This window comes from Candidatus Culexarchaeum yellowstonense (genome assembly GCF_024707025.1).
Taxonomy (GTDB): domain Archaea; phylum Thermoproteota; class Methanomethylicia; order Culexarchaeales; family Culexarchaeaceae; genus Culexarchaeum.
This window is the reverse complement of sequence record NZ_JANGFQ010000158.1, coordinates 1-2499: the sequence shown is the minus strand read 5'-3', so window position 1 is coordinate 2499 and position 2499 is coordinate 1. Positions and strand designations below refer to the sequence as shown.

Below are 2499 nucleotides of genomic sequence, written 5' to 3'. Positions count from 1 at the left end.
ACTGTTCATTGTTGCCAGGAATACTGTTAACTCTATGTCTGGGTCCATGAACTCAATTTTTAATGGTGAATTTCCACTTAAATTTAGGGTTATGTAGTCGCATATCAATGGAAGGTTTAATGTGTTCATTAGCTGCTTACCATCATAGTATGATTTTACATCACGATCAACCTTTGAATCGATATATATTACTTCATCGACATATGGTTTGAAATCCTTTGTGAAGGATCCATGATCACCATTCGAATATATTTGCAGCTCCTTACCATTAGCCTTCAACACTATCCTTTGATCGTATTCAACTGCTTGCTTTACTGCTTCATATAGTGGTTTCGCTAGGACCTTAACTTTACATTCATAATCAAAGTTTGGCTTAGGAACTTCAACTAATTTTGGTTTGAGTAATGGTATTATATGTTTCTGCCCTTGAAACTTCACAATCATGCTTCTACCATCACATTCCAATGTTACCGATTCATCTAATTCGCTGCTCCTCCCAGGCATCTTCAACCCCCTTAAAGCCTTGCTTAAAATCTTCAAGTCAATTGAGAAGTATCCCTCTTTATCGGCATGGTAATCTATCATCAACCTCTCCATCATCTTCAAATTTAGGGTTGAGGTCCTCTCCACGTTGATCGTGTTTAAAACTATGTTTTCATCTGAAACTTTGAATGTTGGTTGGGAGTCAAACTTTAAAATGTATTTTGTAATCTCCCTCAATATTACTCCATCAATCGTGAAGTGGAATGCTGCGTTATTCATGATTTCCACCTAAATGTGGAGTTTAGCGTTTAGCAAGTTGGTATTGTATTTGCCATTGTATTTGGGCAACCTTAGATTCAAGTATGCATATCCTATCGCTTAATACTTTAATCTCCCTCCTCAAATCCTCAATTTCCCGAAGGACCTCTTCCATAATCCCCCCTCACAATAAATAAAATAAAAAAGAAAAGGGAATAGTTTAGGGTATTAGGATTGGGCAGTTGGCTGGGTATTCCTTTAGGAATGCGTTTTTCCAGGCGTTCTCGGCATCTTCAAATACTTTGATCTTTTCAAATGGAACTTCACTTTTCACAATTAAACTCCATGCTCCACCACTTTCAACTCTGACCTTTTCTACGTATGTTTCGCCATTTTCACATTTATAAATGTAGTATGTTGTTCTAGTTAAGCTTCCTCTTTCGAATGTTTTCTCATCAACTATCTTCCCAATGACTTCAACATCATACCACTTTTCCTTGAGCTTTTCAACATCCTCAAAATCATATGCATATTCATAATGCCATTCCTTGTTTAATCCTCCTCCTGGGCTTGGATCCCTCCAAGCCCTGCAAACTCTAATTATAAATCCCATATGCTCACCTCATAGATTTCTGAAGAACGATAGATACTTGCTTTCATCATACTCCAACACTAGCACGGTTTCCCCATAGAAGTTTCTAGTGATCTTTGCATGCTTCGCTGATGCAATGAGGAAGGCGATATCCGTCAATTCAGGTCTAATGCCTTCAAGGTCTGGCCGTACTGTTGCAAGGGTACCGCTTAAAAATGCTTTAACCTCTTCCCTAGTGTCAAACATGTACATGTCAATGTCCGCTGGCATAGTCTTTGGAACTATAACCGCATATGCCGATTTCCTTCCAGCTTCCCTACTTTCCATTATGACACCTCCCAATTAATTATTGTTTGGGTTACATATAAAGTTTACTGTAAACAATTACAGTATAAGCTACAAAAAATAAAGAAAAATAATGAAAAAATAAAAATGAAGAATTTTAGGTTTGTCCTTTGCTTTTGCCCTTGTATAGATCGTCTACCCTTGCTTGTAACCTCCTAAACTCCATCCATAGACTTTCAATGCTATCGTTTAGTTGTTTTAATTCTAACCTTAAGTCTGCCAAATGAAAGAATACATTTGGTAACTCACTTAACTCACTCAAAAATTTTCTTACTTCTCTGAATGCATTACCGTATAAGTTAATGAGTTCCTCTAAATCCTCCACCTTGTATCGAAGTTGAAAGAATTTACTTTCAATCCAATCCACTCTTTCTTTTAATTCACTCACTTTTCATCACCCCTATTGCTTTAGCCATTTTCTCAGCTGCTTCGCTTACCTCACCGTATTCCTTATTCAATTCTTCAAGTTTTTGAGAGACGATCTTTAGGAACTCCACAAGTCTACCGCTCTTCACTAAAGCCTTCAATGCTTCTCTGGAGATGTTTCCGGGTCCCTCAATATTCTCCCATTCCTCTTGCCCTGAAGGTCTAATCACTATCACTAAGTCATGTCTACGGAATGCCAGGTAATAGTCTAAATCGTATTTTTCATTATGATAGAACGGTATGGTATCAGTTATATCAATTGAAACGGGGCATCTGCTCTGCCTACTGAAGTAATAGAAGATAGCCTCAACACTATCCCTAAGCTTATCGCTATAATTACTTAGCTGCCTCTCCTTCTCCTCAATATACTTAGCCAATCTAACCAATTCGGGTTC

General features: G+C 37.7%; 6 protein-coding genes. All 6 read right to left on the bottom strand.

Annotated features, from left to right (window positions below):
• Positions 1-762 (bottom strand): hypothetical protein (locus MRT15_RS10140; RefSeq protein ID WP_304329979.1); only part of this gene is annotated, 762 nt, incomplete at its 3' end.
• Positions 763-784: 22 nt separating this feature from the next.
• The gene (locus tag MRT15_RS10135; protein WP_304329978.1) at positions 785-916 is read right to left on the bottom strand and encodes a hypothetical protein; all 132 of its coding nucleotides are present in this window, start codon (positions 914-916) and stop codon (positions 785-787) included.
• Between the two features lie 45 nt (positions 917-961).
• The gene (locus MRT15_RS10130) at positions 962-1354 is read right to left on the bottom strand and encodes a hypothetical protein (RefSeq protein ID WP_304329977.1); all 393 of its coding nucleotides are present in this window, start codon (positions 1352-1354) and stop codon (positions 962-964) included.
• Positions 1355-1363: 9 nt separating this feature from the next.
• Positions 1364-1660 carry a hypothetical protein gene (locus MRT15_RS10125; protein WP_304329976.1) on the bottom strand — a complete coding sequence of 99 codons (297 nt, stop codon included), beginning with the start codon at positions 1658-1660 and terminating at the stop codon, positions 1364-1366.
• A gap of 115 nt (positions 1661-1775) precedes the next feature.
• On the bottom strand, positions 1776-2066 hold the full coding sequence (locus MRT15_RS10120; RefSeq protein WP_304329975.1) for a hypothetical protein: 291 nt from the start codon (positions 2064-2066) through the stop codon (positions 1776-1778).
• A partial coding sequence (locus MRT15_RS10115; protein WP_304329974.1) for a hypothetical protein occupies positions 2059-2499 on the bottom strand: 441 nt, incomplete at its 5' end. The genes MRT15_RS10115 and MRT15_RS10120, both read right to left, overlap by 8 nt.